General features: G+C 70.6%; 23 protein-coding genes. 20 read left to right on the forward strand and 3 right to left on the reverse strand.

Translation table 11 applies throughout. The annotated features are described in order from the left end of the window. Positions 1 to 81 precede the first annotated feature (81 nt). Positions 82 to 543, forward strand: a complete 462-nt coding sequence (locus AB0B50_RS25055; RefSeq protein ID WP_362336013.1) for a hypothetical protein — start codon at positions 82 to 84, stop codon at positions 541 to 543. Here the strand turns inward: AB0B50_RS25055 and AB0B50_RS25060 are convergent. Next, complete coding sequence (locus AB0B50_RS25060; RefSeq protein WP_362336015.1) at positions 525 to 1,904, reverse strand: diacylglycerol kinase family protein; 1,380 nt, start codon at positions 1,902 to 1,904, stop codon at positions 525 to 527. The genes AB0B50_RS25055 and AB0B50_RS25060 overlap by 19 nt on opposite strands. A gap of 125 nt (positions 1,905 to 2,029) precedes the next feature. On the opposite strand from AB0B50_RS25060, the gene AB0B50_RS25065 reads away from it, so the two are divergent. Then, the gene (locus tag AB0B50_RS25065) at positions 2,030 to 3,433 is read left to right on the forward strand and encodes a DUF2252 domain-containing protein (protein ID WP_362336018.1); all 1,404 of its coding nucleotides are present in this window, start codon (positions 2,030 to 2,032) and stop codon (positions 3,431 to 3,433) included. A 46-nt stretch (positions 3,434 to 3,479) separates the two neighbouring features. Here the strand turns inward: AB0B50_RS25065 and AB0B50_RS25070 are convergent, their stop codons facing one another. Continuing rightward, positions 3,480 to 4,319 carry a YhjD/YihY/BrkB family envelope integrity protein gene (locus AB0B50_RS25070; RefSeq protein ID WP_362336020.1) on the reverse strand — a complete coding sequence of 280 codons (840 nt, stop codon included), beginning with the start codon at positions 4,317 to 4,319 and terminating at the stop codon, positions 3,480 to 3,482. A gap of 256 nt (positions 4,320 to 4,575) precedes the next feature. Between AB0B50_RS25070 and AB0B50_RS25075 the strand changes: the two genes are divergently transcribed. The 11 genes from AB0B50_RS25075 to AB0B50_RS25125 all read left to right on the forward strand — a co-directional run bounded on the left by AB0B50_RS25075 (position 4,576) and on the right by AB0B50_RS25125 (position 16,405). Then, a complete protein-coding gene (locus AB0B50_RS25075) occupies positions 4,576 to 5,499 on the forward strand; it encodes an endo-beta-N-acetylglucosaminidase H (RefSeq protein ID WP_362336023.1) in 924 nt (307 codons plus the stop codon). Between the two features lie 922 nt (positions 5,500 to 6,421). Then, the gene (locus tag AB0B50_RS25080) at positions 6,422 to 7,489 is read left to right on the forward strand and encodes a helix-turn-helix domain-containing protein (RefSeq protein ID WP_362336026.1); all 1,068 of its coding nucleotides are present in this window, start codon (positions 6,422 to 6,424) and stop codon (positions 7,487 to 7,489) included. Continuing rightward, positions 7,486 to 8,865 carry a hypothetical protein gene (locus AB0B50_RS25085; protein WP_362336029.1) on the forward strand — a complete coding sequence of 460 codons (1,380 nt, stop codon included), beginning with the start codon at positions 7,486 to 7,488 and terminating at the stop codon, positions 8,863 to 8,865. The genes AB0B50_RS25080 and AB0B50_RS25085 overlap by 4 nt, the downstream gene beginning before the upstream one ends. A 445-nt stretch (positions 8,866 to 9,310) precedes the next feature. Continuing rightward, complete coding sequence (locus AB0B50_RS25090; RefSeq protein ID WP_362336032.1) at positions 9,311 to 9,982, forward strand: hypothetical protein; 672 nt, start codon at positions 9,311 to 9,313, stop codon at positions 9,980 to 9,982. Then, positions 9,975 to 10,421: a hypothetical protein gene (locus AB0B50_RS25095; protein ID WP_362336035.1), complete on the forward strand. Its 447-nt coding sequence runs from the start codon at positions 9,975 to 9,977 to the stop codon at positions 10,419 to 10,421. Before AB0B50_RS25090 ends, AB0B50_RS25095 begins: the two co-directional genes overlap by 8 nt. Continuing rightward, on the forward strand, positions 10,418 to 11,542 hold the full coding sequence (locus AB0B50_RS25100; protein WP_362336037.1) for an acyl-CoA dehydrogenase family protein: 1,125 nt from the start codon (positions 10,418 to 10,420) through the stop codon (positions 11,540 to 11,542). The genes AB0B50_RS25095 and AB0B50_RS25100 overlap by 4 nt, the downstream gene beginning before the upstream one ends. Then, a complete protein-coding gene (locus tag AB0B50_RS25105) occupies positions 11,542 to 11,784 on the forward strand; it encodes an acyl carrier protein (protein WP_362336040.1) in 243 nt (80 codons plus the stop codon). Before AB0B50_RS25100 ends, AB0B50_RS25105 begins: the two co-directional genes overlap by 1 nt. Then, a complete protein-coding gene (locus AB0B50_RS25110; protein ID WP_362336042.1) occupies positions 11,784 to 13,340 on the forward strand; it encodes an amino acid adenylation domain-containing protein in 1,557 nt (518 codons plus the stop codon). Before AB0B50_RS25105 ends, AB0B50_RS25110 begins: the two co-directional genes overlap by 1 nt. Before the next feature lie 20 nt (positions 13,341 to 13,360). After that, entirely contained in the window at positions 13,361 to 14,626 is a 1,266-nt protein-coding gene (locus tag AB0B50_RS25115; RefSeq protein ID WP_362336045.1) for an MFS transporter, read from the forward strand. A gap of 96 nt (positions 14,627 to 14,722) precedes the next feature. After that, complete coding sequence (locus AB0B50_RS25120) at positions 14,723 to 15,475, forward strand: class I SAM-dependent methyltransferase (RefSeq protein WP_362336048.1); 753 nt, start codon at positions 14,723 to 14,725, stop codon at positions 15,473 to 15,475. Between the two features lie 3 nt (positions 15,476 to 15,478). Continuing rightward, positions 15,479 to 16,405, forward strand: coding sequence for a phytanoyl-CoA dioxygenase family protein (locus AB0B50_RS25125; RefSeq protein ID WP_362336051.1), 927 nt, complete (start codon positions 15,479 to 15,481; stop codon positions 16,403 to 16,405). A gap of 98 nt (positions 16,406 to 16,503) precedes the next feature. Here AB0B50_RS25125 and AB0B50_RS25130 read toward each other — a convergent pair whose 3' ends face one another. Next, positions 16,504 to 17,424 (reverse strand): cupin-like domain-containing protein, encoded by a 921-nt coding sequence (locus AB0B50_RS25130; RefSeq protein WP_362336053.1) that lies wholly within the window; start codon positions 17,422 to 17,424, stop codon positions 16,504 to 16,506. A gap of 248 nt (positions 17,425 to 17,672) precedes the next feature. Between AB0B50_RS25130 and AB0B50_RS25135 the strand changes: the two genes are divergently transcribed. Genes AB0B50_RS25135 through AB0B50_RS25165 form a run of 7 tightly spaced genes read left to right on the forward strand, consistent with a single transcriptional unit; the run spans position 17,673 to position 26,008 of the window. Continuing rightward, the gene (locus AB0B50_RS25135) at positions 17,673 to 20,378 is read left to right on the forward strand and encodes a beta-ketoacyl synthase N-terminal-like domain-containing protein (protein WP_362336056.1); all 2,706 of its coding nucleotides are present in this window, start codon (positions 17,673 to 17,675) and stop codon (positions 20,376 to 20,378) included. Next, positions 20,375 to 21,154, forward strand: coding sequence for an alpha/beta fold hydrolase (locus AB0B50_RS25140; protein WP_362336059.1), 780 nt, complete (start codon positions 20,375 to 20,377; stop codon positions 21,152 to 21,154). Before AB0B50_RS25135 ends, AB0B50_RS25140 begins: the two co-directional genes overlap by 4 nt. Then, positions 21,142 to 22,074, forward strand: coding sequence for a 3-hydroxyacyl-CoA dehydrogenase NAD-binding domain-containing protein (locus tag AB0B50_RS25145; RefSeq protein ID WP_362336062.1), 933 nt, complete (start codon positions 21,142 to 21,144; stop codon positions 22,072 to 22,074). The genes AB0B50_RS25140 and AB0B50_RS25145 overlap by 13 nt, the downstream gene beginning before the upstream one ends. Further along, complete coding sequence (locus AB0B50_RS25150; protein ID WP_362336065.1) at positions 22,067 to 22,336, forward strand: phosphopantetheine-binding protein; 270 nt, start codon at positions 22,067 to 22,069, stop codon at positions 22,334 to 22,336. The genes AB0B50_RS25145 and AB0B50_RS25150 overlap by 8 nt, the downstream gene beginning before the upstream one ends. Next, a complete protein-coding gene (locus AB0B50_RS25155; RefSeq protein ID WP_362336068.1) occupies positions 22,321 to 23,499 on the forward strand; it encodes an acyl-CoA dehydrogenase family protein in 1,179 nt (392 codons plus the stop codon). The genes AB0B50_RS25150 and AB0B50_RS25155 overlap by 16 nt, the downstream gene beginning before the upstream one ends. After that, positions 23,496 to 24,698 (forward strand): hypothetical protein, encoded by a 1,203-nt coding sequence (locus tag AB0B50_RS25160; RefSeq protein ID WP_362336071.1) that lies wholly within the window; start codon positions 23,496 to 23,498, stop codon positions 24,696 to 24,698. The genes AB0B50_RS25155 and AB0B50_RS25160 overlap by 4 nt, the downstream gene beginning before the upstream one ends. Further along, complete coding sequence (locus AB0B50_RS25165; protein ID WP_362336074.1) at positions 24,695 to 26,008, forward strand: acyltransferase domain-containing protein; 1,314 nt, start codon at positions 24,695 to 24,697, stop codon at positions 26,006 to 26,008. Before AB0B50_RS25160 ends, AB0B50_RS25165 begins: the two co-directional genes overlap by 4 nt. Positions 26,009 to 26,048: the final 40 nt, after the last annotated feature.

Raw genomic sequence — 26,048 nt, forward strand, 5'->3', positions numbered from 1 at the left:
CGGGGTTCATCCTCAGCGGGTGAACCGGCGGGGCCGGGCGGGGCGGGACGCTCCGTGGGTTCTCCGAGGAGGAGGTTCGCCATGACTGATCAGGTCTCATCGGGACAGCCCCGTTCCGGTGCGCCGCAACAGGAGCGCCACGTCGGTCCGGTCGCCCTCGGCGGAGTCGTCTTCGCCGTGTGTGTGATGGGCATCATCGGCGCCTACCACGCGATCGCGGGACTCGCCGGGATTCTCGACGACAACTTCTACCAGTCGCAGAGCGACTACCCCTACGACTTCGACGCCAACATCCGCGGCTGGGTCCAGATGATCTCCGGAGTGGTGGTCCTCGCGGCGGCGCTCAACCTCTTCTCCGGGCGCACCTGGGCCCGTGCGATCGGCATCATGGTCGCAGGGTTCAGCGCGCTGGAGAACTTCTTCTTCACCCCGTACCACCCGGTGTGGTCGGCGATGATCATCTTCCTGGACATCGCGGTGATCTGGTCGCTCACCATGTACGGACACCGCGAGGCCCACAAGGTCTACGGGGCGCCGTTGTGAGCACCGTTGTGAGCACCGGGGACGGTGCTCCGGCGGCCCGATGCGAGGCCGAGCCTGCCGATCAGGCGCCAGTCGAGCTGCGGGCGCTCCCGGTACGCCCCCGGCCGCCGCCGCGGCACGACCACCCGCAGTGCCCCGGGCCGCACCTCGCACCGCACGGGGGTGCGCAGACGCACCGCCTCCCCGTCGAGACCGGCCGGGATCCACTCCTGGTCGGCCTCGACGACCACGGTGCGCGCGAGGGCTCGGACCAGTCCGGCGGACCGCCTGCCGCGCAGCAGTCCCGCGGCCTGCGCGGCACTCGTGACCCGCACGCCGACGCAGCCGAGCACCCCGCCGTCCAGGCGCGTCCGGCGCCCTAGTCCCGCGATGTCGCGCGACCCGTAGGGGTTGTTGCTCACCAGCAGGGCCTGCGGATCCGAGAAGGCGCGCTCCTCGGCCCGTGCGGTCAGCCGCGCGCCCTGGTGGCCCACGAGGAGGTCGGGCAGGAGCTGGAGGGTGGTGCGGGTCTTGCCGTCCCGATAGGACGGGCTCTGCACCACCTCCGCGTACGCGCCGAACGACACGTTGTTGACGAAGGGGCGTCCGCCCGCCCGGCCGAGGTCCACTCTCAGCTCCACCCCGTCCCGCAGGGCGTCCAGCGCCTTCGAGGGGTCGTCGCGGTCCAGGCCCAGGTCCAGTGCGAAGTGGTTGCGAGTACCCGCGGGAATCACCAGGAAGGGCAGATCGAGGGCGGCGGCGACGTCGGCGACCAGTGCCTGCGTCCCGTCCCCGCCCGCCACCCCGAGCAGGTCGGCGCCCTCGGCCGCGCACGTGCGGGCAAGAGCCGCCACATCGGTCGAGTCCCGCCATTCCAGGAGCACCACCTGAGCGCCCAGCGCCTGTGCCTGCTCACGGAGTTCGAAGCGGCGGACCTTGCCCCCGCCCGAACGCGGATTCATGATCAGAACCGGGTGGTGCGGCCTCGGCGCCGCCCGTTCGGGCATCGGCGCCGGAGACGAGTGCCCGCCGAGAGCCGCCCGGCCCGTGCCCGCCGCGAGGAGCCACAGCCCTCCCGACAGAAGGGCGACCCACACCAGGTGCGCCCTCGCGTACTCGACCAGGACCCAGATGGGCGCGGCGAGCGCGAGCACGAGGGCGAGCACCCGCAGCACCCCCCGCCTGCTGATGGTCCACCAGACCGCGGCGGCCGTGACCACCAGACCCGCGATCCCCACCCCGAGCAGCCCGAGGGTCCGTACCCCCGCGAACACCCCGAGGACCAGTACCGCGGCCGCCGCGGAGGCCAGGGACGCACGAGCCAGCCACCGCTGTCCCCGCAGTCCGTCCGGTCCGCTCGGTCCACGCGTCGTCGGTTCCATGCCCCGCAGTCTGCGGCCGCGGCACGCGCTCGGGCCTCACCCCTGGAAGGCGACCTCACACCGATGGGGTGACGCGGGACGGCCCGGCGGGTCCCAGAGTCCACACCGTCGGGAGGGAGCGCGTCATGACCGAGACCACGAGCCGTCACCTCACGCCCCAGGAACGGGCGACGCGGGGCAGGGCCGCACGGTCCGCGGCCCCGCGGTCCAGCCACGGCGACTTCGCCGCCGCGAAGGACCGGCCGGATCCGATCGACGTGATCGAACGGCAGTCGGCGAGCAGGCTCCCGGATCTGGTGCCGATCCGCTACGCACGCATGCTCGAATCACCCTTCCGTTTCTACCGGGGGGCGGCCGCGATCATGGCCTCCGACCTGGTGGCCACGCCGTCCAGCGGCATCCGGGTCCAACTCTGCGGAGACGCGCACATGTTGAACTTCCGACTCCTCGCCTCGCCGGAGCGGCGCCTGATGTTCGACGTCAACGACTTCGACGAGACGCTTCCCGGGCCGTGGGAGTGGGACGTGAAGCGCCTCGCCGCCAGTCTCGTCGTCGCCGGGCGCGCCAACGGCTTCGGCCGGGCGGAGCGTGCCCGAGTGGTGCGCGGGACGGTCCGTTCGTACCGGACGTCGATGGAGGGGTTCGCCGCCATGCGGACGATCGACGTGTGGTACTCGCGGATCGACGCGGAGGACCTGTTCGCCACGTTGTCCGCCCAACTCGGCTCGCGGGCGCGGCAGCGGATGTCCCGCACGCTCAAGAAGGCCCGCACCCGCGATCACCTGCAGGCGCTGGGCAAGCTCGCCGGAGTGGTCGACGGCGCGCTGCGCATCACCCCCGACCCGCCCCTGATCACTCCGCTCGACGCCCTGCTGCCCGGCGTCGAGCGCGAGAACCTGGAACGGCAGCTGAGGGAACTGATCGAGCGCTACGCCCTCACCCTGCCCGCCGACCGCAGGGCGCTGCTGGCCCAGTACCGGGTGGTCGACATGGCCCGCAAGGTGGTCGGCGTGGGGAGCGTGGGCACCCGCTGCTGGATCGTCCTGCTGCTCGGCCGTGACGACGGGGACCCCCTGCTGCTGCAGGCGAAGGAGGCGCAGCAGTCGGTGCTCGCGGAGTTCGCGGGGGCCAGCGGTCACGCAAACCAGGGGGAGCGGGTCGTCGCGGGCCAGCGACTGATGCAGGCGACCAGTGACATGTTCCTCGGCTGGGAGCGGGTCGAGGGGCTCGACGGCCGCGAACGCGACTTCTATCTGCGGCAGTTGCACGACTGGAAGGCCATCCCGCAGGCCGATCTGATGACCCCGGACGTCATGAGGCTCTTCGGCCGGGTGTGCGGAGCGACGCTGGCCCGCGCCCACGCGCGGTCCGGCGACCGGATCGCCATCGCCGCCTACCTGGGCCGCTCCGACGTCTTCGACCGGGCCCTCGTGAACTTCGCCGAGGCGTACGCCGACCAGAACGAGCGCGACCACGAGGCGCTGGCCGCGGCGGTGAAGGACGGCAGGGTGACCGCGGAGCCGGGGTGACCGTCACGACGACGTGAACGGTGACCGACGACATGGACGGTGACCGTCACGACGACGTGGGCGTGGACGTGGAGCCGGCGGGCCGCGGTGTGCGCTCCGTCCCGCCGAGGCGATGCCGCAGGAACTCCTCCTGGCCGAGCGTCCGGCCGACGGCGACACCGAACACGACGGTGGTGAAGAACAGGATGAGCCAGGAGAGCATGGTGAACACCGAGCCGAGCGCCCCGTAGCGTCCCTCGCTCATCCGCAGGGCGCGCGGCAGCCACAGCCCTGACACGGTGCAGAACGTGACCACCCCCGCACCGGACAGCAGGGCCCCCGGCAGCAGCAAGAGCCAGGAGACCCGCCCGGCCAGCAGGAGATGCTGGGTCCACCACCACATCAGGACCGCGGCCACCAGCTGCAGCGGGACCCCGAGGACGGGGCCCGCCCCGAAGGCCCGGTGCAGCATGCCCTGCACGATCAGCATCGCGGCCCACACCAGGAGCCACACGGCCCAGCGCCAGGCGACCAGTCGGACCGTCGCACGCGGCAGATCCCAGGAGCGTTCGCACAGCCGCTGCAGGGCACGGGTGAACGCCGTGGCCGACAGCAGCGCGACGAGCACGCCCGCCGCGCCCCAGCTGTGCAGCGCGGTGTCCCCGCCCGCGCCCAGCTCCTCGGTCTGCGCCACCACGGGCCCACTCGTACCGAAGAGGGTGCGCAACGAGCGCAGCAGCTCGCGCCGGACGGCCTCCGGGCAGAACGAGGCCACGGCGATGAGCATCGGCAGGGCCGCGAGAAAGGCCTGGGCCGCAAGTCGCGTCGCCATGTCGAGGATGTTGACGTGGACGAGCTGCTGGACGACACGGGCCGCCAGCGGCCGAACGGCACCGGCGATCGGCATGACGGCGTCCTCTCGTGACGGCCTTGGTTCCTACCGGTCACGGTGATGGCCCGAGGCCCGCGGCACGTCGCCCGCCGCGGGTGACGATCCCGGGCGGGGCGGGGCCCGGCGGGCAGGGGAGTTGTGAAAAATTCGCGCACGCTTCTGGGGATTCGGTCACGGGGGCGGAAAACTCAGAGGGCTCACTGGGCGCTTTCGAAACAGGTCGGGCGCCGACCCATGTGAGCCGACCTATGTGATGGGAGACCGATCAACGATGTTCACTCTGGTGCGGAGCAGAGTGCGGACGGCCGCGCTCGCGCTCTCGGCCGTCGCGGCCCTCGCCTTCGGCACGACCGCCACGACCGGCGCGGCAGCGGCCCCCGCTCCCGCTCCCACGAAACAGGGGCCGACCTCGGTGGCGTACGTCGAGGTGAACGACAACAGCATGCTCAACGTCGGCAAGTACACGCTCGCGGGCGGCGGCGGCAACGTCTTCGACGTCGCCGTGATCTTCGCGGCGAACATCAACTACGACACGAGCAAGAAGGAGGCGTACCTGCACTTCAACGAGAACGTGCAGCGCGTCCTCGACAACGCCGCCACACAGATACGGCCGTTGCAGCAGAAGGGCATCAAGGTCGTCCTCTCCGTCCTCGGCAACCACCAGGGCGCGGGCTTCGCCAACTTCCCGTCCCAGCGGGCGGCTTCGGCGTTCGCGAAGCAACTGTCGGACACCGTGGGCAAGTACGGTCTCGACGGCATCGACTTCGACGACGAGTACGCCGAGTACGGCAACAACGGCACCGGTCAGCCCAACGCCAGTTCGTTCGTGCACCTGGTGACGGCGCTGCGCGCGAACATGCCCGACAAGATCATCAGCCTCTACAACATCGGCCCGGCCGCCTCGCGCCTCTCCTACGGCGGCGTCGACGTCTCGTCCAAGTTCGACTACGCCTGGAACCCGTACTACGGCACCTGGCAGGTCCCCGGCATCGCCCTGCCCAAGTCGAAGCTGTCGCCGGCGGCCGTCGAGATCGGCCGGACCTCGCAGAGCACGGCCGCGAACCTGGCCCGCCGCACCGTCGGCGAGGGGTACGGCGTCTACCTCACGTACAACCTCGACGGCACCGACCGCAGCGCCGATGTCTCCGCGTTCACAAGGGAGTTGTACGGCAGTGACGCCGTCTACACGCCGTAAGGAGACCGGAAGCCCCGGCGCGCGGCGCTCTCCCGGGGCTCGCCGCATCCCGTAGGGCTGTGAACCGTACCGGCCACGTCTCCGACAACGATGTCGGAGGCATGGCCGGTTCTGGCTCAACCGCGGCGCCGCACTCGGCCGAGCCGGTGCAGGCCGCCGCCGCTGGACGGTGGGAGGCGCACCGCTACCCCGTGAAAGCAAGCGCTATTCGGCGAAGGGTGCCCGAGAACTCGCCATCCTCCACGCGCGGTTGATACGGCTGAGGTGTGGGTGAAACCTCTTCGGTTTTCGGCCAAAGCATGGTCCTGGAGCCCTTGACAGCGGCACTCCTCGGGTCGAAAAGGAGCTCGATGCCTTGAGGTTTCGCAGGACGGCCGTTCTCCTGATTTCAGCCATGATCTTCGGGGCTTCACGGCCTTGTCACCTCGCTGTTATGTTCTTGCGCGCGCCGACTCCGGGTGAGTGGAGGCAGTGGCGCGGGCAGTACTGGCGACATCACTCATGACCGGAGGGGTGGCACGGTGGTCCGGAGGGGGAGACTGCACGCCTGGCGCGTGCGCCACACGCGCGGTCACATGCCCGGCTTACGGAGAGCAACCACACGCCACGCTGGCCGGATTGTGTCTGCGAGAGGTGAGGCACCCCTGTCCCACAGGAGCGGCGCAACCCCAGGACCGTATCCGGGTGTTCATTCCAGCCCCTGACCACGGTGGGACCGCCAGGGTCCATATGCGGCCACGAGGCAGGGCGCTCGACGCCGGGATCCGCGCGGCCGCGGTGAATCCGCCCACCGGTCGACAACCCATCGGGGGCAGCGCATCGGAGAAGACAACCAGTCCTCGTACACGGCCAGACGCGGCCCCACCCCAGGCAGCCTCCGGGCGTGGGCGCATGTCGTCACAGCTCGAAAGGGGTCAGAAGAATGCTCGACGAACCGGACTCTGAGATCCACATAGTGCCCGTTGCGACCCTCCTGCCGGCGGACTCACCGCGTCTCGGGGGAATTTGTCACGACCATGCTCAGCTGCTGGCCGAGAGCGTCAAGGAACTCGAACCGATCCTCGTGCACAGGGCCACCGGCCGCGTGGTCGACGGCATGCACCGGCTGCGCGCCGCGATGCTGCGCGGCGCCCGCGACCTCCCCGTCCGCTATGTCGAGGGCTCATCGGCCGACCTGTTCGTCCACTCCGTGGCGGCCAACACCCGCCATGGACTGCCCTTGACCCTCAAGGATCGCAGAGCGGCCGTCGTCCGTATCCTCGCCTCCCATCCGCACTGGTCGGACCGGGCCATCGCGGCGGTCAGCGGGGTCTCGCCCAAGACCGTGGGAGCCGCCAGGAAACGACGTTCGAGTGAGGATTTTCCTCACTCGAACGAGGGCGACGACGGGGGCAAGGAGACCGCTCGCGTCGGCAGGGACGGCAGGGTCCGCCCCCTCGACATGCCGCAGCGCCGCGAGAAGGCACGCCTCCTGCTCGCGGAACACCCGCAGGCCACGCTCCGGGACGTCGCGGAGGAGGCGGGCGTCTCCATCAGTACGGTGCACCGGCTGCGCCGCGCGGCATCGGCCCAACCCCCCGACACGGGCCGGGGCCGAGAGAGCCTGCCGCCCCTCTCGGCGGAGGCCGCGCCGAGAGCGGGGGACCGGATCGGCACCGTGGTGGTCGCCTGCGAGGAACGTTCTCTGCGGAGCATCTCCGAACGGGCCGAGCCCCAGGCGGAGAGCGCGCGCGCCCAGCCACGGGCCGCCGACTCCCTCTACCGCGACCCCTCGATCCGCTTCACGGACCGGGGGCGTGCGTTGCTGCGCTGGATCAACGGCCAGAACGGGGAACTGGCCGCGGGCAAGCGCTTGTTGGAGTCGGTACCGCCGCACTGCATGCGGGCCGCCGCCGAGGTCGCACGGCACTACGCCAAGGAGTGGGAGCGGCTCGCCGACGCCCTCCAGCACACCGAGCGGCTCAACAACAATCTGCAGGAGGCCCAGTGAGCCTTCCGTCAGAGGCGGCGTTCACCGGCGACACCGTTTCCCTCACACCGTTTGTCCTGGCGGTCGCCGGAGTCCTCTTCCACCAGGTCAGCCGGTTGTGGGAGCAAGGGCTCTCCGGGGTGGCCTACCACTACGCACCCGTCCTCGTGGTGCGGCTGCCCCGCTGGGCGACCGCGGTGGCCCAACTGCTCGCGCTCCCGGCCGCGCTGGCGCTCGCCCTTGCCTCGCAGTCGCTCGCGGCGCGCACCGTCGCGGTCGCGCTGCTCGTCCTGTGGATGGTGTCCACTCAGAGGCGTCTCGCCGACCACGCCCTGCTCGGGGTCGTGGCAGCGGCGCTGTTCGCGTTCGTGCCGTCGGAGCTGCACGCGGCGGTCGCCCGCGATCTGCTCATCGGTGTCTATCTCTCGGCGGCGCTGCTCAAGATGAACGAGGAGTATCTGGCCAGCGAGCGCAGCGCCGGCCGCGTCGTGACGGCGCACTACCTCGGGCTGTTGGGGCTCGAGCCGTCCGCCCGGCTCCTTCGCCTCGCCCCCTACGGGGTGATCGCCGTCGAACTCGGGGTCGGCGCGGCGCTGTTGGCGCCGGGCTTTGAGACATGGGGCCTGTGCGTCGCGATCCTGATGCACGGAGCGTTCGGGGTGTCCGGGAACTTTCCGTTCTCCGTCCTCGCCCTCGCCCTGTGGGTGATCGCCCTCACGCCACGGGACTCGGCGGCCATCGACCCCGGCGGCGGGCCGCTCCTGTGGGCGGCCGTCGCCGGCAGTGCCGTGCTCGCCCTCGCGCTCGGCAGAACCGCCTCAGGACGCCGCTCCGTCAGTTATCTCGGCAAGGACCTCTTCCAGGGCCTGGTCTACGGATACCTGTGCGGCCTCGTCCTGAGCGCCCAGCCTTTCGCGGCCCCGCCGACCGGCACCGGGGCCCTGGTCACCCACCTGCTCCTCGGGGGCGCCTTCCTGCTGAACGTCGCGCTGGTGCCGGCCGGCCTGAAGCTGGAGTGGAGTTTCGCGATGTTCTCCAGCCTGCGCCCCTTCGGGCGGTCCTGGCTGGAGCGCAGGCCGCTGATCGACCTCCCGCGCTACTACTCCCTCACGCTCCCCGCGCGCATCCCCCAGACGCTGCTGCGCGAGGTGGAGCCCCGATTCATCTTCCTGGCGACCCGCGACGAGAACGTCGTCCACGAGTCCGTGGCCTTCTGTCTGGAGGAGTCCGCGCGCAAGTGCCGTACGAGTTTCACGCCACGCCTCATGACGTTCTCGGAGGGCGCCAGGGAACTCGCGCCCGTCGGCGCCGCGGGCGACGAAACACCGCCGCGGCGGCGCCTTCTCACCTATCCCGCGGTCGTTCCGAAAAGCCTTGACCGGCGTTACCTCGCGTGAATTGAAACCATTTCCTTGCCAGGAGCTCGATCTAGGCAGAAGTTGAATCTCTCGCTAATGTCTATTCCGGCTCGTGAGAGCGGGCTGCACTTCCCTACCTGAGATTGGGAGACAGATATGCAGCAGGAAATGACGCAGGAGACCGTCAGCGCGACCGAGGAGATCACGGCGGAGGACTTCGAGAGGCTCTTCGGCGAGACCCCGCTGACCATCACCGACAGCGAAGTCAAGAACTGACTCACTGCGCCAGTGATGGATAACACCGCTTGACGGGTGTGGCGGTCCAGCCGAGGCCGCCACACCCCGGCGTTACTTACCGGAGGTTCCCCTGAGCTCGCACAGTGGAAGGTTCGTCCATTCCGAGGGCTATTCTCTCGACTACATGGTGAGTGTGCCCGAAAAGATCACAAGCCCTTATCTGCATGTTCTCTTCCACGGCTTCAGCGTGATCGAGAAACATGTTCCTCCGGTATTCGCACGCCGCCAGTGGGACGAGGCAGAGAACTCCGTCTGCCTCCTCGTCTCCGACCCGATCCACAATTACACGAAGGAATCCAGCTGTGGCTGGTTCCTGCTCGGCGAGGACGAGTTCCTGCCCCGGGTACTCGAACTGCGCGCCTCGCTCCTCCAGCAGTGGGACCTGCGCGGCACGGTCTGGCACGGCCTTTCCTCCGGCGGCTACGCGGCCATCAAGCACTGCATGCGCGGTGGACAGGACGACCTCGCCTTCGTCGTGTCACCGCACAACGACCCCCTGATCCTGCCCCAGTGGACCCGCGAGGCAGAGCCCTTCAGCGCCTTGCCCGCCATGGCGCACCCGCGCCCCACCACGGAGAACATCCGTGACTGGGCAGCCCCCGGCAGCGCCCGCCTCCTGCATGTCGTGATCCCCGAGAAGGACTCCTACTTCGCCCTCGAGCACCTGCGGCCGATCATGGAACACCTCGGCGGGCACCCGAGCCTGCGCGCCGTCATGCTGCGCGACGGACGCGGCCACGGCTTCATCGCCAACAGTGACTACACCGACCAACTCCGTCAGGCCATCGACCGCTGGGAGCGCCACCGGGCCGACATGGGTTCGGCCGTGCGCGCGGTAGGGGCGGCGCACGATGACTGAGGGATCAGCGCCCCGCCGCATCCGCCCCGCGGTGCCCGACGACGCCGACGCGCTCCAGCGCATCTACGAGGAGGACGGCCAGGGCGACTTCGCCACGCTCCTCGCTCAGGGCGGGACCCCGGGCACCACCCACTACGTAGTGGAGGGCGAAGGCCGGGTCGTGGCCGCCTTCACCCTCACCCGGCTCGGTCGGCTGCGGCCCGACGGTGCCCCGCGCGTCTTCCTGCACGAGATCAAGCTGAGCCCCATCCACCGCGGTGTCGGCCTGACGGATGACGTCTTCGCCTGGCTGCGCAGCGACATGGGAGCCGGTCGCGACATCGAGGTCCTCGCCCTGACCTCCGAGGGGCAGGAGCCCTCGTGCATGGCCCACTTCGGCCTCGCCCGCTCCCACAACGTGTTCAAGTGGCCGATCACCCCGACGCAGGAGATCCCATGAGCAGCGCCCCGCACCTGGTGGACAGCCCCGAGTTCACCACCTGGCTCGACGGATTCCGCACCTGGGCGGCGGGCGCCGCCGAGGACGAGCGGGCGTGGAAGTCGGCCGGTGCCCAGGGCCTGTTCTCGCTGCCCTTGTCCGCCGAGCGGGGCGGCACCGGCGCCGGCTTCCTCGCCGGCTGCATCGCGTTGGAGGCGATGGCCGACGCCACCGGCCGCTCCGGGCTGCCGTTCGCCTTCTCCGCCCACATGTGGGCCTGCCAGGAACCGGTCGCGGCGTTCGGCGACGCCGCACAGCGGAGCACCTGGCTGACGCCGCTCGCGGCCGGGACCGCGGTGGGCGCGTTCGCCGCCACCGAGTACGACGCCGGGTCCGACCTGCTCTCCCTCGCCACCCGTGCCACCCCGCGAGACGACGGCGGGTGGACCCTCGACGGCGCGAAGACCTTCGTGACCAACGGCCCGGTCGCCGACGTCTTCGTCGTCCTCGCTCGCACCGCGGAGGGCAGCGCGCTGTCCGGTCTGAGCGCCTTCTTGATCCCGCGCACGACCGAGGGCCTCGGCGTCGGCCCCGCCTTCGAGAAGGCCGGGCTGCCGGGCGCTCACGTCGGCTCGCTGCGCCTGGACGACTGCTCGGTGCCCGCATCCGCCGTACTCGGTCCGGTGGGCGGCGGCTACGCGGTCCTCATGCGCGCGATGCGCTACGAGCGTGCCTTCATCCTCGCGCCGGTGCTCGGCCTGATGTCCCACGCCCTGCGCAAGGCCGTCGAACATGTCCGCACGCGCAGCCAGTTCGGCTCCACCCTGAGCACCTACGAGACGATCCGGCAGCGCCTCGTACGCATGCACCTGAGTCTCACCAGCGCCCGGGAGGTCCTCGTCGCGACCGCGCGCGCGGCCGATCGCGGTGAACTCGACCATGCGCGCGCCTCGTTGACGAAGCTCCACGTCAGCAACGAGTTCAACGCCTTCTGCCAGGAGCTTCCCGACGTCTACGGCGGATACGCGCTGTTGCCCGAGACCGGTGCCGCCCACCTCATGTCGGACGCGATAGCCAGCCGGTACTACTCGGGCACCTCCGACATGCAAATGAAGATCATCGCTGAAGGGCTGGGTGTGTGATGGCGCAGGATTCCGTGCTGGCCACCGTGCGGAGCATTGTCCAAGAGACGGCGTCCGGTCGGGAGGTGACGGACGAGACCCCCCTCATCGCGCACAGGATCATCGACTCCCTCTCGCTCCTGACGGTCGTGTCCCGGCTGGAGGACTCGTTCGGCATCAGCATCGACGACACGGAGGTGCTGCCGAACCACTTCGAGACCATCACGGCGATCCGCTCCTTCCTGAGCGCGAAGGGGCACTGATGGGCGTCGGCACCTCGCTCAGCGACGACCTGCGGGCCGCGGCCAAGCTGCATGCCGACCGTCCCGCCGTGATCGACGGCGAGGTGACCCTCAGCTACGCCGAGCTGGACGACGCGGCGGAGGCTGTCGCGCTCGCCCTGCGCGACCTCGGGGTGCGCGACGGCGACTGCGTGGTGTGGCACGGCCGCAAGTCGTCCGCCGGTGTCGCGACGGTGCACGGCATCCTGCGCTCGGGCGGCGGATATGTGCCCCTCGACCCGGACGGGCCGATCGCCCGCGCCGACCTCATCACCCGCGCCTGCGCTCCCCGCGCCGTCGTGGCCGACGGCACGGCCCGCGCCCAGTGGGAGGAGCTGACACCCGGCCTGAACTGGAGCCCGCTGCCCGCGCCGCCCGGCGCCGACGACAGGCTGTGGGCCCACCTGTGCGAGGGCGACCCGCGCCCGCCGGTGGACGACCTCGCCTACGTCCTGCACACCTCCGGGAGCACCGGTATCCCCAAGGGTGTCGTCCACACCCACGCGAGCGCCTCGGCGTTCGTCGATTGGGCCGTGGCGGAACTGGCCCTCACGCCCGAGGACGTCATCGTCAACTCCGCCCCGCTCCACTTCGACCCCACCACCCTGCACCTCTTCGCCGCCGTCAGGTCGGGCGCCGCGGTGGCCTTGATGCCCGCCACCGCGGCGCCCTTCCCCGCCGCGTACGTCGACTTCTGCCGACGCTCCGGCGGCACCGTCCTGTACGCGGTGACGTCCACCCTCGTCTGGCTGGTGCGGCACGGCACCTCTCTGCTGCCCCGCCTCTCCGGGCTCCGTACGTTCGTCACCGGCGGCGAAATCCTGCATCCCGTCGACGTCGACACCCTGCACGAGGCCCTGCCGACGCTGCGACTGCTGAACGTGTACGGCCCCACCGAGAGCAATGTGTGCACCTTCCACGAGATCAAGCCCCCCTTGGGGCCCGAGGGCGAGGTACTCATCGGGCGCGTACTGCCCGGCGCGGAGATCCTGGTCGTGGACGACGAGCTGAACGCCGTGACACCGGGAGAGCCGGGTCAACTCCTCGTGCGGGGCGCCATGTTGATGACCGGCTACCTCGACGCCTCGCAGACCGCACGGTCGATGGTGCACACCGCGGACGGCCGCGAGTGGTACGCGAGCGGGGACCAGGTCTGCGAGAACCCGGACGGAGATCTGCGGTTCATCGGACGGATGGACGCGCAGATCAAGTCGCGCGGCTACCGCGTGGAGCTCGGCGAGGTGGAAAAGGCCGTACGCCGCTGCGCGGGCGTCCACGAGGCGGTGGCCGTCGCCACCCCGGACCCCGTCTTCTCCAACTTGATCACGGTATTCGTCACCGCCGACATCGAAGCGGCCCGCGCGCTCTGCGGATTGCTGCCCGAATACCTGCCGCCCTACATGCTCCCGCGCCATGTCGTGCACGTCGACGGCGAGCTCCCCAGGCTCAGCAACGGGAAAGTCGACCGGAAATCGCTCTCTGGTCTGGCGAGTTCACCGCACCTGCCCACAATGAGTGGCTTCACGATCTTCGGCTAGGAGAAGAGAGCGCTCTTGTGGTGACCACCGAGGAACAGTCCGAATCCGAGTCCGAAGTCCTTCGGATACCCGGCTTCAGACGACTGTGGGGAGCGAACGGGTTCCGGTTCTCCGCGGCCGAGGTCGCCGGCTTCGCCCTCCCCATCACGGCAGTGACGTCGTTGCACGCGAACCCGTTCGAAGTCGGTCTGATCTTCGTCTTCAGCCGCCTGGGCTATCTGCTGGTCGGGCTGCCCGCCGGAGTCTGGGTCGACCGCTGGAACCGCAAGTCCGTCCTGCTCTGGGCGGACGCGATCTACGCGGTCGGCTTCGTGAGCATCCCGCTCGCCTACGCTCTCGACGCGTTGACCGTGCCCCAGCTCATCGTCGTGGCCTTCATCGGCAGCGTGAGCGGTGTGTTCTTCGACGTCGCGCACAACAGCGTCCTGCCCGAACTGCTGCCCAAGCGCCGGATAGCCGACGCCAACGCCCGGCTGCAGACCTCCTCCACCACGATCATGGCGGTCTCGCCCGGAGCGGCCGGCCTGGCGACCCGGGCCGTTCCCGCGCCCCTCCTGTACCTGTTCGCCGTCGTCTGCCATCTCGTATCCCTTCTGATGATCAAGGGCATCGAGCCCGCGGAGACGGACCGGCCTCCCGTCGAGAAGCGCGACTTCCGCCGCGAGATCGTCGAAGGCATCACCTTCCTCTTCAAGCACCCCCTGCTCCGCCTGATCGTCTGTCAGGCCGCCCTGAACAACCTCGGCGCGGGCATCATGCTCGCGATGCTGCCGGTCTTCCTCCTCGACGAGGTCGGCGTCTCCTCCTGGGTCTTCGGCCTGCTGTCCACCCTGGGCGCCGTCGCCGGTGTCGTCGCCTCGCTGATGTGCCCGCGGCTGCGGCGCCGGTTCGGCGAGATCCGGATGACGATCGTGTTCTCCGCGCTCGCGCCGTTCGCCCTCGTCGCCGCACCCTTCGCCGCTGTCTTCCGCGACGCGGCCGTCCCCCTCGTCGCCGCCGCCCAGATCCTCATCGGCTTCGTCGTGGTCGGCCGGGCCGTCGCCGTCGCCGGACTGCGGGCCCGTGCCACCCCGCTCGCCTACATGGGACGCGTCTCCGCCGCCAACGGCGTCGTCACGCAGGGCGCCACCCCGCTCGGCGGACTGATCGGCGGCGTCCTCGCCGGCACCTGGTCGACCACGGTCGCCCTCTGGGTCGGTGTGGTCGTCACGGCCGTCCCCGTCGTCATCCTGCTGCGTTCACCGATCCGTAGGCACCGGACCCTTCCCTCGGAGTGGGAGGCCTGACGGGCTCGAAAGAGGCCCGCGGTGTCCCGCCTCCCTCGCCCTGCGACCGGCCCCGTCCTCGCCCTGCAACCGACCCCATCACGCGGGAGAATCACCGTGAGTGTTCACTCCACCCTCGATCTCGTCACCGGCGGGGACCCCTTCGGCGACGCCGTCCGTGAGGCCTGGGAGGCAGGTGCCCGACCGGGCGTCGCCTACGAGATCATCGAGCGCGACGACGGCCTGATCACGGCCAACGACGTCCACCGGTACTTCGCGCCGTACGCCGAGTGGGCCCCGCTCGAACAACAGCTCTGCGAGCGGGCCGGACAGCGGGTCCTCGACGTCGGGTGCGGGCCCGGCCGACACGCGACTCACCTGCAGGAACAGGGCCACCAGGTGCTCGGCGTCGAGTCCTCGCCCGGCGCCGCCGACATCGCCCGTCTGCGGGGCGTGGAGACGCTCACCACCACCGTCGAGACCCTCACGCCCGACATCGGCGGCTTCGACACCGTGCTGCTCGGCGGCCAGAACATCGGGCTCCTGGGCAACCGCGACAAGGCCGGGGACATTCTGCGACGCCTGGCCGCCGTGACCCGGCCCGGCGGCTCGCTCCTCGGCGTGAGCGTCGACCCGAACGCGCTGTCGAGCGCTTGGAACCGCGCCTACCGGGAACGCAATCTCGCCGCGGGCCGACTGGCAGGCCAGCAGCGGCTGCGCATCAGGGACGGCGTGACGTCCACGCCCTGGTTCGACTACCTCTACGCGTCCGCGGAGGAACTCGAATCACTGGCGGACGGGACAGCGTGGCGAGTCCACGAACTGGTGCGGCACGGAAAGCAGTACCTGGCACATCTCACGAGGAGCTGACAGATGCACACACTCAACCGGCGTGTCCTTGAGAAGGCCGCGGCGGAATACCAGGACCAGGGTTTCGCCATCATCCGTGACGTCCTGCCGCCGGATCTCCTGGAAGAGGCACGCGGCCACGTCGAGTGGCTGATCCGAAAGTACCCGGACCTGCGCCCCGAGCACTTCCACCATCCCCTGATACGCAACGACGCCTTCTGGGCGCGCCTGGTCTCGGAGCCGCTGCTCGTGGACATCGGGGAGTTCTTCCTCGGCGAGAACCTGGCCTGCTTCACCGCCCACTACATCTGCAAGCCGCCCCACGACGGCCAGCCCGTCCTGTGGCACCAGGACGGCGCCTACTGGACGTTGAGCCCGATGGAAGCCCTCACGGTGTGGCTCGCCATCGACGAGAGCACCACGGAGAACGGCTGCCTGCGCATGATCCCCGGCAGCCACCGACTGCCGCTGCACAAGCCGTCGGTGCGGACCGACAAGGACAACATGCTGTTCTCCACGGCCGACGAGACCGTGGTGCGGGAGTGGGCCGACGAGCGTGGCGTCGTGGACATCGAGCTCCAGCCGGGCGACGTCTCGATCCACCACCCGAACCTGTTGCACTGCTCGGAAGCGAACACCTCCGCGAAGCGCCGCTGCGGCCTCGACATCGGCTACATCTCCACCAGCACGCGGATCCACAGCGAGGGCCTCTACCTCGACCCGCTGCTCGTCCGGGGGAGCGACCCCGCAGCCCTCAACTCTTACCGCCCCTTCCCCGCCTACCAGGAGGGCGAGACGATCCCCTTCGCGGGCCGCGAGGAATGGAACGCGACGGTGGAACTGCGCAACAAGGAACTGCCGCAGAGCCGCGCCGCTGCCCGCGACGACAGCCCGGTCGAGATGACGCGGCACATGATCGACCGGCTGCGTGCGGGCACGGTGAAGCGCTGAGCGCCTGCCGCGCGCCCGTCGTGCGGCACCCTCGAACGTCCGATGGCCCAGCGCACACGCGCTGGGCCATCGGACGTTCGATGCCTTCGAGGCCGGAGTCAGCCGCCGGACGGGCGCGGGGCGGCGGCCCGGAACGACGCGGCGAGTTCGGCTGCCAGGGCGCGGGGGTCCTCGCCGGCCAGGGACTTCTGGAGGCCGGTGATCAGGTCGGCGAGGCGGTCCACAGCCGCGTCGTGCCCGGGGCCGTCGGGCGCCGACACCCCGTACGCGAACTCCCGCCAGTCGGCTGCTTCGAGCAGTCGCTCCTCCAGAGCGCCGCTGAACACGCGGCCCCAGTGCGGTCCCTTGACCACGAGGTTCAGCTGCATGCAGGCACCGGTCGAGTACGTCTCGTGCCACCAGCCGCGTGGCAGGAACAGCAGCCCGCCGGCCTCCATCGTGACCTCACGTGCGTCGTCCGGCATGCGCTCGGGCAACGGGGCGTGCGCATAGGTGAGTTGGCGGTCGTCCGCCTGCTTGCGGTCGCGCGCGAAGCACATCTTCGTCTGGTTCTCGATGCTCGTGTTCGGGGCGAGGCGCCACCGCTTGGAGCCGGACAGGAGGAGCGCGAAGTTCACGTCGAAGTCGCTGTGCAGGGGCACACCGCTCCGGTCCGCCGAGCAGAAGATCTCGCAGGAGATGCAGTCGGGCGGCAGTCCCAGCCGCGACCCCGCATCGTCGATGAGCTCGGCCAGGCCGACGAACTCCCGCTCCACGTGGCGCATGTAGCAGGTGAACCCCGCCCGGTACATCGGCAGCGCGTCGCTGCCGCGCGGCACGCGCGCATGCGGGCCGTTGCGCTGGATGAGGGAGACGGTGCCGCCGAAGGACCTCAGCACCGCCTCGGCGCTGCCCAGTTCGGGTACCGCGTCGAGGAGCCGCTCGGGGAGCGCGGCGGGCGGTCCCGCGTACGGGGCGTCGGGCCAGTGGTCCGAGAAGAACTGCTCCGGAGTGAGCGGAGCGATGAATTCTGCGAACACCAGTAATTTTCCTCCAAAACAGAGTCAGACGCGCTGAGTACGTCATTCCGGCCTGCCAGAGGCATCACATTGTTGGTCTACCCGTCCCGCGCCCATGTGTCCAGTTGCGTCAAAGGACGTATGTCAAGCGGTTTGGAATCCCTTCGATTCTCCGGCACTTGGCGGTACGGTCCCGATTGCAGGGCGGTTGATCGCATCAGCAAGAGATTGGACGGTCAGTGGCAATTCAGGGCCGGAACACCGATGTCGTGCGTCAGCCGCACCCGGAAAACAGGACCGTCCCCGTCGCCGTCATCGGTATGGCCTGCCGTTTTCCCGGAGCGAGGAATGCCGACGAATTCTGGCGCAACCTGGTCGAGGGCCGTGACGCGGTCACCCGCGTGACCGGCCCGCGCGGCATCGCGGCGCGCGGACTCCTCGACGATCCCGAGCGCTTCGACGCCGACTACTTCGGCATGTCCCCGCGCGAGGCCCGCCTCGTCAATCCGCAGCACCGGGCCTTCCTGGAGTGCGCGGTGGAGGCCCTGGAGAACGCGGGCGTGGACGCGGCCCGCCACCCGGGGACCGTCGGCGTGTACGGGGGCGGCAGCGACAACGCCTACGCGCACGTCCTCGCCGCCCGACGGGCACAGAAGTCACCGGTGTCGGCGTACGAGATCCGGATGGGCAACGGCGCCGACTTCCTGTGCAGCCGCGTCGCCTACAAGCTCGGCCTGCGCGGCCCCACCGTGGCCGTCCAGGCGGGCTGCGCCACCTCCCTGGTCTCCGTGCACCTGGCGGTACAGGGCCTGCTCGCGGGCGACTGCGACCTGGCGCTCGCCGGGGGAGCGACGGTGCGCTTCCCGTTCGTGCCGGACGAGGCGACCGAGGCGGGCATTCAGGCGCCGGACGGCGTCTGCCGCGCGTTCGACGCCGAAGCGGGCGGGGCGGTGGGAGCCGACGGTGTCGGTCTCGTCGTACTGAAACGCCTCGACCGGGCGCTGGCCGACGGGGACCGGATCGACGCGGTCGTCCTGGGCAGCGCGGTCAACAACGACGGCGCCGACCGCATGGGGTTCGCCGCCCCGGGCGTCGAAGGACAGGCCGCCGTGATCGAGGCCGCCCAGCGCGCCGCCGACATCGATCCGGCCACCTGCACCTATGTGGAGGCGCACGGCACCGGTACGCCGCTGGGCGACCCCGTCGAGATCGCGGCGCTCACCAAGGCGTTCCGGCGCGGCGGTGAGCGCGGCGCCCCCTGCGCAATCGGCTCGGTGAAGACCGGCATCGGACACACGGACGCCGCGGCCGGTGCCGCCGGGCTGATCAAGACGGTCCTGGCCCTCAAGCACGGCCTGCTGCCACCGAGCCTGCACTTCACCACCCCCAACCCGCACATCGACTTCGGGGCGAGCCCCTTCCGCGTCGTCACGCAGCTGCGGGAGTGGCGGCCCGAGGGAATGCCGCGCCGCGCCGGAGTCAGCTCCTTCAGCCTCGGCGGCACCAACGCGCATGTCGTCCTGGAGCAGCCCCCCACCCGGGAGACCGCGCCGCCGCCCGGCCGCTCCTGGCACATCCTCCCGCTGTCGGCGAAGACCCCGGCCGCGCTCGAACAGAGCGTCGCCCGTCTCGCGGAGCATCTGCGGGTGCTCCCCGGGACGCCGGCCGCAGGTCTGGCCTGGACGCTCCAGACAGGGCGTACGGAGCACCCACGACGGCGGTTCGCGGTCGTGGACGGTGTCGACGACGCCGTACGCGTGCTCTCCGGAGAGCTGCCGGAACGGCTCGTCGGCACTGCCGACACCGACACAGAAACCGGAGTTGGCGCGCCGAAGCCGGTGGTCTTCCGGTGCACGCCGGTGACCGGCGCCGACGCGGCGCGGGAGCGGGACGCCGCCGCCCAGTTGTACGCGGCCGAGCCGACGTTCCGGAGCGCCGTGGACGCGTGTGCGGTCGGCGACGTCTTCGAGGGGGCCGCCCCCGCGCGGATCGTCGGGTTCGCCACTCGGTACGCGCTCGCCCAGCTGTGGCGGCGGCGCGGCGTCGCACCTGCCTCGGTTTCCGGCGAGGGCGTGGCCGGGGTGTTGGCGGCGGCCGTGGTGGCCGGGGTGTTCGACGCGGCGGAGGCGGGACGACTGCTGGCGAAAACAGCGGAGAAGCCGCAGCAGTTGGAGGAGTCGGTCCAGCTGGTCGGCCCCCGGGCGCCCGAACTGCCGCTCTGGGTCGCGCGGGAGGGGATGCCGGCGCGGGTCACGTCGGACGAGGCGGTCGATCCCGCGTACTGGGCCACGCTCCTGGGCAGGCCCGACACCTCAGGAGACGAGCAGGATTCGTACGGTGCGCAGGATTCGTACGGTATGGAGGCCTCGTCCGGTGTGAAGGACTCGTCCGGTGTGGAGGCCCCGTACAGCGTGGAGCACCGGACCGGCGCGCGCGGTCCGCGCGGCATCGCCCTCGACCTGTGCGTCGAGCGGACCCCCACCGACGAACGGGCCGCGCTCGACGCCGTCGGACGCCTGTGGCTCGCGGGCGCCCCCGTCGACTGGGCAGCACTGCACGACGCCACGCCCGAGCGCGTCGCGCTCCCGGCCTATCCCTTCGCGGGAGAGCGCTACACGGTGGAGACGGACGACGCCTTTCCGGCCACCGCGCAGCGGCCCGGCCCGTCTCCCGCCACGTCCCCGGAGCCGCTACAAGAGACGACACCGGCATCGGCACCGACCCCGACAGGTGACAGCGGCAACGTCGACCAGGTGGCCGCCCTCTTCGCGGAGATCCTCGAACTGCCCTGCGTGGAGCCGGACGAGAGCTTCTTCGACCTCGGCGGTGACTCCCTCATCGCCGCCAAGCTCGTCGCGCGCGCCCACGAGGTCTTCTCCGTGGAACTGGTGCCCCGCACCCTGTTCCAGGCCCCGACCGCCCAGCAGCTCGCCGCGCTCATAGCGGAGCGCCTGACCGCACAGAGCGCCCGATGAGCGCCTGGACGGTGCGCAGGCACCGCCGACCGGACGCCGCCGTCTCCCTCTTCTGCTTCCCGCACGCCGGCGGATCGCCCGGGGAGTACGTGCGCTGGGCCGACGACCTGCCGGACGTACAGGTCTGGGGAGTCCATCTGCCCGGCCGCACCACCCGCCAGGACGAACCACCCTTCTCGCACGTCGGCCCGCTGGTCGACGCCCTGGTGACCGCCGTCCCCTTCGACGGCGACGGACCGTTCGTCCTCTTCGGGCACAGCCTCGGTGCGCTGCTCGCCTTCGAGACGGCGCAGGAGTTGCGCCGCCGCGGCCGACGAGGCCCCGACCGCCTCATCGTCTCCTCGTGCCCGGCGCCACCCCTGCCGGTGTTCGGCGAGCCCGTCCATCTGCTGCCCGACGAAGCGCTCCTGAGCGAGATCGAACGGCGCTGGGGCGAGCCCCTCGACCATCTGCGCGCCCACCCGGACCTGAGGGCCGACGCCCTCAACAGCTTCCGCACCGACTTCGCGCTCCTGGGGAGTTACCTGCCCACCGCGGACGCCCCGCTGACCTGCCCGGTCACCGCGTTCGCCGGGACGGACGAGCCGGGCGCCGACACCATCGGCGGCTGGTCCCGGCACACCACGGGGCCCACCGACATCCGGCTCGTGCCGGGCGGTCACTTCTACTTCCGCGACAGCCGGACCGAGGCCCTGAGCCTGGTCCGGGAGACCGTCCTGACGCGTTCCGGAGCACTTCTCGACGAGACGAATGGAGGCACGGAGTGGAGCGAATAGGCGTCGTGGGCGCCGGCACCATGGGCCGTGGAGTCGCGCAGCTCTTCGCCGAGCAGGGGCACCACATCGTTCTGGTGGACGTCGTGGACGAGGTCCTCGACTCCGCGCGGACCGAGATCGGCCGGGACGTCCGCTTCACGCGGATGCTGCGCCCCGGGACACCGACCCGGGCGCCGGAGGAGGTCGTGGGGCGGATCACGTTCACCACGGACCTGAAGGAGGTGCGGGGCGTCGACTTCCTCTTCGAGAACACCACCGAGAACTGGGACCTCAAGCGTTCTCTCTACGGCGAACTCGACTCCCTGTGCGCACCCGACGTGCCCTTCGGCGTCAACACCTCCGCGATCCCCATCACCCGGGTCGCCTCCGCCACCGGGCGGCCCGACCGGGTGATCGGTACGCACTTCATGAACCCGGCGCCCACCAAGCCCACCGTGGAGCTGATCCGCGGTCACCACACCTCCGACGAGACCCTGGCGCGCACCCAGGACCTCCTGGATCGCGTGGGGAAACGGCACATCGTCGTCGCGGACTCACCGGGTTTCGTGACCAACCGGGTCCTGATGCTCACCGTCAACGAGGCGATCTTCCTGCTCCACGAAGGCGTCGCGGGAGCCGCCGAGATCGACCGTCTGTTCACGGAGTGCTTCGGGCACGCCATGGGGCCGCTGGCGACCGCCGACCTCATCGGCCTCGACACGGTGCTGTTCTCGCTCGACGTCCTGGTCGACAGCTTCGACGACCCCAAGTACCGCCCGTCCCCGCTGCTGCGCAAGCTGGTCGACGCGGGGCTCCTCGGCAGGAAGACGGGCAGGGGCTTCCACCGCTACGACACCCCCAGAGCCATGAGTCCCAAGAGTTCCGAGAGTCGCAAGAGTTCCGAGAGTTCCGACGAGTCGGGAGAACGACGGCATGACTGAGGACGACAAGCAACTGATCCGCGCGTTCATCGGCCTGCACGTCGGCGAGCAGCCCGTGGACGACGACGTGGACCTCTTCGCGAGCGGATACGCGACCTCGCTCTTCGCCGTCCAGCTCGTCATGTGGGTCGAGGAGACCTTCGACCTGGTGGTCAGCGGTGAGGACCTCGACTTCGTGAACTTCTCGTCGATCGATGCCGTCGCGGCGTACGTGGACGGCAAGCGCGCGGGCGTCGGAGGTGGGGCGTGGACTTCGAACTGAGCCCGGAGCAGCGCCGGTTGCGCAAGGACGTCATCGCCTTCGCCGAGCGGGAGCTCGGCAAGGACACCCCGGCCGACGACCGCGACGCCCGCTTCCCGCGCGCCGACTGGGAGCGCTGCGCCGCGTTCGGCGTGCTCGGCTGGCCCGTGCCGAAGGAGTACGGAGGCGGCGGCCTCGACCCGCTGACCACGATGATCGCCCTGGAGGCACTCGGCTACGGATGCCGGGACAACGGCCTCGTCTTCGCCGTCAACAACCACCTGTGGGCCTGCACCATTCATCTGCTGCTCCACGGCAGCGAGGAGGTGAAGCGCGCCTACCTGCCGTCGCTGTGCGCCGGTACCCTCATCGGCGCCCAGGCGCTGTCCGAACCCGAGGCCGGCTCCGACCTGCTCGACATCACCACCACGGCGCGCCGCGACGGCGACGTGTACCGGCTCACGGGCACCAAGTGCTTCATCAGCAACGGACCGGTGGCCGACGTCTTCGTCGTCCTCGCCCGCACCGGCGACGACGGCAGGAAGCAGGACCAGCTCACCGCGTTCGTCGTCACCGCCGACCTGCCCGGCGTCGTCAAGAAGGCCGAACTGTCCAAGATGGGCCTGCGGTCCACACCGATGGGCGTGATCGAGTTCGACGGGACGCCGGTGCCCGCCGCGAACGTCCTCGGCCGGGTGGGAGGCGGATACGGCGTCTTCACCTCGTCCATCGAGTGGGAGCGTTCGTTCATGTTCGCGCCGCAGATCGGAGTCATGGAGCGGCTCCTCGACGCCTCCGTGCGCCATGCCAACTCCCGCGAGCAGTTCGGACGTTCGATCGGAAACTTCCAGGCCGTCTCCCACGAGATAGCCGACATGAAGATCCGTCTCGAACTGGCGCGGATGCTCCTGTACAAGGTCGGCTGGCTGAAGCGCGAGGGGCGTCTCGCGCTCCTGGACGCCACCATGGCCAAGATCTTCGTCAGTGAGAGCCTGGTGCGGACCGCCATGGCGGCCGTCGAGGTGCACGGCGCCCGCGGCTACCTCACCGAGGAGGGCTTCGAGCGGGAACTGCGCGACGCGCTGGCCGGACCCATCTACGCAGGGACCAACGCCGTGCAGCGCGGCATCCTCGGTGAACTCATCGGTGTACGCGGCGCGTTGTCGACCCGGGAGCCGCGATGACCCTGATACCGCTCGACGCCCCGGTCCCCGCCGCACTCGCCGACGAACTGGCCAAGCGGGTCTACTTCGTCTCCGACCGGATCACCGACTTCACGCTGATCCGCTCCGGGGACACCGTCACCGCGGTCGACGTCACCACCCAGGACGCGGCGACGGCCGACCTCGACGCCCTCACCCGTAAGCTCCATCTGGTCGTCGCCAACGACGTCCTGAGCCAGCGTCAGGTACGGCCGAAGGTGGTGTGGCGCTCCGCCGAGGGCGGCCCGGTCCGGGACGTCTTCCCCGAACTCCTGGCGCGGGGCGTCGCCGCCGAGCTGGGGGAGGGGCAGATCGCGCTCGGCGAACCCGTCCTGTCCCTGATGGACCACCTCGACGCCGAGATACGCGCCCTCGTCCTGGAGGAGTTCGACGCCCACGAGTTCCGCTACCCGACCCTGATGTCCGCCCCCGCGCTGCGCCGGACCGGCTACTTCGACTCCTTCCCCCAACTCCTCATGCTGGTCTCGCGATTGCACGGCGACGTCGACACCTACCGCGCCTTTCGGGACACGCTGACCCAAGGGGACGGTGGCGGTGAAGACGCCGCTCTCGCCGCGGCCCTGAGCGAGCACACCGGCACCGTCGACCACGTCCTGCCGCCCACCATGTGCTTCCACACCTACCACCAGTACGCCGACGGCCCGCCGCCAGGACCGAACACGGTGGTCACCTCCCGCGGCAAGTCGTTCCGGTACGAGTCCCGCTACCGCCGCTCCCTGGAACGGCTCTGGGACTTCACCATCCGCGAGATCGTCTTCCTCGGCACCCCCGGCTTCGTCCTCGCCTCCCGGGCCCGGCTGATGGAACGCGCGTACGCCTTGACGGAGTCCCTCGGGCTCGGCGGCCGGTGCGAGGTCGCGGGGGACCCGTTCTTCCTCCACGAGTCCGCGGCCGTCCGTGCCTGGTCCCAGCGGCTCCTGGAGATGAAGTACGAACTGCGGCTGCCCCTGGACGACGAACGGGACGTGGCCGTCGGCTCCTTCAACTACCACGAGCAGTTCTTCGGGACGTCGTTCGGCATCCACGACGCGGACCAGCAGCCCGTGTTCACCGGTTGCGCCGGGTTCGGCCTCGAACGCCTCACCTACGCTTTCCTCTGCCGCCACGGCGTCGACCCCGCCCGCTGGCCCGCCCATGTCCGCAAGGCGGTGGCCCGATGAGCGGACCGCCCCGCCTGCTGATCCTCACCTCACCGACACCGGACGCCCTCGAACGGGCCAGCGACGCACTCGCCGACCAGCTCGACACCCTGGAGGACGGCGCCGCCGCCCCCGCCGCGGACCTCCCCGCGGCCGCGGCGCCCCCGGGAACCGTACGCCGCGTGCTCGTCGCCACCTCGGCGGCCGACGCGGCACGGTGGCTGCGCCGACGCGACCCCCGCCGCGTGTTCACCGCGGGCCCCGGAGCCCGCGCCTCCCGCGTCTTCCTGTTCTCCGGGGTCGGCGACCAGTACCCGGGCCTGGGCGCCGACCTGTACCGGTGCGTGCCCGCCTTCCGCCGTGAACTCGACCGCTGTCTGCGGCTGCTCGCCACCGACCACGACCTCGACCTGCGCCCCGCGCTCTTCCCGCCGGAGGCCGACACGACGGCCGTCGACGCACGCCCCGACCTCGCGGCCCTCTTCGAACGGCGCGAGAAGCCCCAGGAGATCCAACGCACGGTCGTCGCCCAGCCGTTGCTCTTCGCGATGCAGTACGCGCTGTCGCGGGCCCTGTCGGACCTCGGCGCCGAGCCGACCGCGCTGGCCGGGTACAGCGTCGGCGAGTACGTCGCCGCCTGCGTCGCCGGGATCTTCTCCCTCGAGGACGCGCTGCACCTGGTCGCGAGCCGCGCCCGGCTCGTGGATGAGCTGCCGCACGGGGCGATGCTCGCCGTCACGGCCGGGGCCGACGAGGTCACCCCGCACCTCGCGCCCGAGGTGTCGCTCGCCGCGCTCAACAGCGCCGAACAGACCGTGCTCTCCGGCCCGGTCGAGGCCGTCGAGGAGAGCGCCAAGGCCCTCACCGCACAAGGGGTGGCGTGCCGCCGCCTCGCGACCACCCACGCCTTCCACTCCACGATGACCCGGCCCCTGACCGAACCCCTCGAAGCCCTCATCGCGACGATGCCGATCGTGGCGCCCCGCCTGCCCGTGCTCTCCAACGCCACCGGCACCTGGCTGCGCGCCGACGAGGCCACCGACCCGGGCTACTGGGCCCGGCAGCTGAGCCGCACCATCCGGTTCGCCGATCAACTGGCCGAGGTGTGGCGGCTGCCCGACCCGATGCTGGTCGAACTGGGGCCGGGCCAGGCGCTCTCCCGCCTCGCGCTCGCCCATCCCGGGCGCCCCGCGGATGCCGCCGCCCTGGTGGTGCAGACGATGCCCGGCCAGTTCGAGAGCCGTGGGGAAAGCGAGCTGCTGCTCGGCGCGGCAGGCCGGTTGTGGGCCGCCGGAGTCGAGATCGATTGGAGTGCCGTGCGATGGGAGTGAAGGACCGTGCGCCGCAGGAAGCCGAAGGGGCAGAAGAGTC

This window comes from Streptomyces sp. NPDC041068, from assembly GCF_040647455.1.
Lineage (GTDB): Bacteria > Actinomycetota > Actinomycetes > Streptomycetales > Streptomycetaceae > Streptomyces.